2 protein-coding genes and 1 pseudogene are annotated in these 2763 nt (G+C 42.1%); all 3 read left to right on the forward strand.

The features are described from left to right. Window positions 1-354, forward strand: a pseudogene (locus JWG39_RS15885) (hypothetical protein); the annotation flags it as partial. A 445-nt stretch (window positions 355-799) separates the two neighbouring features. Continuing rightward, window positions 800-1402, forward strand: a complete 603-nt coding sequence (locus JWG39_RS15890; RefSeq protein ID WP_205220423.1) for a zinc ribbon domain-containing protein — start codon at window positions 800-802, stop codon at window positions 1400-1402. A 167-nt stretch (window positions 1403-1569) separates the two neighbouring features. Beyond that, entirely contained in the window at window positions 1570-2517 is a 948-nt protein-coding gene (locus tag JWG39_RS15895; protein WP_205220424.1) for an AEC family transporter, read from the forward strand. The last annotated feature ends 246 nt before the right edge of the window (window positions 2518-2763 follow it).

A 2763-nucleotide genomic window follows, 5' to 3' on the forward strand; every position in this document is an offset into this window, starting at 1 on the left:
ATGCCTAAAAGGAAGTCAGTGCTCATTGATTATCAAAAGTTAGCGAAACTTACAGGGTTTGCATCCTATAGTACCTTCCGAGAGACTCACAAAGAATTGGTAAATGAATCCGTTACCAACAGGACCTGCGGCAGGCAACCGGGTTGGAGTGAAAGTGTAGCTGTAGGAAGCCGAAGTTTTGTAGAAACAATTCATTCGAAATTGGGATTTCGTGGTAAAGGTCGGAAGGTTTTAGAACATGACATCGGATTTCAACTTCGTGAAAAACACAGAACCTATAATGTCGAATATGATGGTAGAAATGAAGATATAGGCTCAATAAACACCTCCGAATGGGGCGTTAATTTCGAGTAATCAGAGAGTTAACGTGGCCCGACCCCGTTCGCGTCGCGTGATTTCGCGTCGCGTGATTTCGCGTGATTGATCTAACTTGCTTATTTTGTGGTATTTTTCACAACAATATCTCTTCTGGGCTGATATTGTTGCTTTTTATGTTTATGAGTAACAGACTCATGGTAGCCGGAAAAATGGAAGTGCGCCCATTCTATCGGACTTTTTTTGAACGGGATCGACATAGGAGAACCTCTCTTGATTTATTGGTTTTATTATACCATTAATTCAAGAATATCCCCCCCATTTTTTGTTTATATTACAGTATGTTACTGACTATAATTGTTTATTCATTCGTTAATAATATAAATACCAAAAGTAGCCATTTCCATAACAGGTCAGGTTGCTTTTTCTATTCTCGGACAGGCTCCTAGTGAGTTAAACATTATGCAAATAAAAGGAATGATTTATGACGAAAATTTGCAAGAAATGTGGATATGAGAGACAGCCAACAGATACTGCTCCTGATTATGAATGCCCAAAATGTGGTGCAATCTACGCAAAAGTAGAAGCACACCTGAAGAAGCAGGCTGAAGAACAATTAAGTAAAAAAGAGATTGAAGAAAAAAAGGAGCATGAGAAAATTCTTCAGCTAAAAAAAGAAAAAGAAAAACAGATGAAGAAAGCTCAAGCAAAAGCAGATAGAGAACGGATAGTTACAAAAACGTACACAGGGAGCCAAGTGCGAGCAACTTCAGCCTTTCAAGCGGATGCGGGGAAAATGGCAGAGCAAGGATATTTCCCAACATCTCAAACATGGGCTCCTGGTTCTTATGGTTGTGGTGCTTTCCTATTAGCCCTAATTTTTTGTATAGTTATTATCGGCATACTCATATTTATCTATATGCTAATTGTTAAGCCAGATGGCACTCTTTCTGTAACATATGAACTTCGAGAATACCCAAAAGAGTTACCAACGGATAACAAAAATAATACAAAAGTGTGTCCAAGATGTGCAGAGACGATAAAAGCAGCAGCAGTGGTTTGCCGATATTGCGGTCATGAGTTCTAAGCTTCGGTATTACAAAAAGCATAGCCAGCGGGTGAACCGGACGGCAAGGGTCTCATTCTTTTTAAAGGTTGAGAAAACTTTTAAACGATGTGATTTCAATCAACTTTTTTGGAAACCATTGCCGCCCGTTACCCAAACGTTATAAGCAGTGATATGGAGTTATGAATATGTTTCATAATCTTGTAAACGCAATTCTCGTCATTACCTTTATTTATGTCTTAGCTCTTTTTCTGCGATGGAAAGGAACATTAACAGAGGAACATTCTCTGACTCTTGCCCGCATCGTTACAGACCTGTGCCTTCCGGCTATAATTTTCGTGAGTCTGGCAAAGCAGTCAATCCGCTTGGATCAAGTCGCCCCGGCTCTGGTCATGTTGGGACTGGAACTTTTCTGTATTGCCCTGGCCTGGGGTGTCAGTGTCTTGCTGAAGTTCAACAAAGCACAGCAGGGGGCAATTGTCTTCTGCTCAGCATTCGGGTCCTCGACGTTTCTGGGCTATTCGATTATCCTGCAAATGTTTCCCCACACACCCGAAGCTCTCAGCGAAGCCGTTCTTATTTCAGAAATAGGCGTTGGATATCCAATCTTTATTTTGGGTCCCATTCTTGCCGCCTATTTTGGTTCAGGAAAGGTAGATTCAAAATTACAATGGAAATCGTCTCTGGGCTTTTTTAAATCCCCCGTATTTTTCGCGTTGCTCATTGGCCTTCTTTGGGGGGCCTTTCGACTGCCCGGTCAAGAGAATATCTACCTGGCTCCGATATTCCAGCTATGCCATGTACTGGCATCGGCCCTGACGCCGCTTGCCATTTTATCGGTTGGGCTCATGTTCAAGTTGCCCCACCTGCGCAAGATAATAGTGCCTCTGACAATTGTAATTCTCCTGAAATTAATAATTAAACCTCTGCTCGCCAGTTTTCTCGCAACCCAATTTGGTTTCCCTGAACTCTGGAAAGAGGTTTTGGTTCTTCTAGCTGCAATGCCTCCCGCTGTTCTGGGAGCTGTTTTCTTGAGACGTTATGGCGGAGACGCTTCATTGGCATCTGCACTACTGCTGACTGCAAGTCTGGTAAGTTGCGTGACCCTTGTGGGTGTATTCTGGATGGTTGGATAGAGTACTGTTTTGAAATGAATCTTCTAACGAATAAGGTTAGATCGTGAGAGCGGAGCGAACTAGGATCTGAACCGTTTGTTGGCCGACGGGAACGAGGGTCGGGCCAAGGTAAGTGTTTGTATTCGTGTGACTCTTATACCTGTCAATAATGCGTTTTTTAGGCTCAAAAACGTTAATATAGATCTGCATTAGAAAATAATTTCTTATGGCGAGAGCAAAACGGCATTATATTCCTGGTCAAGTATG

Source organism: Desulforhopalus vacuolatus (assembly GCF_016918505.1).
GTDB lineage: Bacteria > Desulfobacterota > Desulfobulbia > Desulfobulbales > Desulfocapsaceae > Desulforhopalus > Desulforhopalus vacuolatus.

What these genes read in the sequence shown, in the direction of transcription:
- JWG39_RS15890 (WP_205220423.1), top strand. Translation starts at nt 800, where the DNA reads ATGACGAAAATTTGCAAGAAATGTGGATATGAGAGACAGCCAACAGAT.
- JWG39_RS15895 (WP_205220424.1), top strand. Translation starts at nt 1,570, where the DNA reads ATGTTTCATAATCTTGTAAACGCAATTCTCGTCATTACCTTTATTTAT.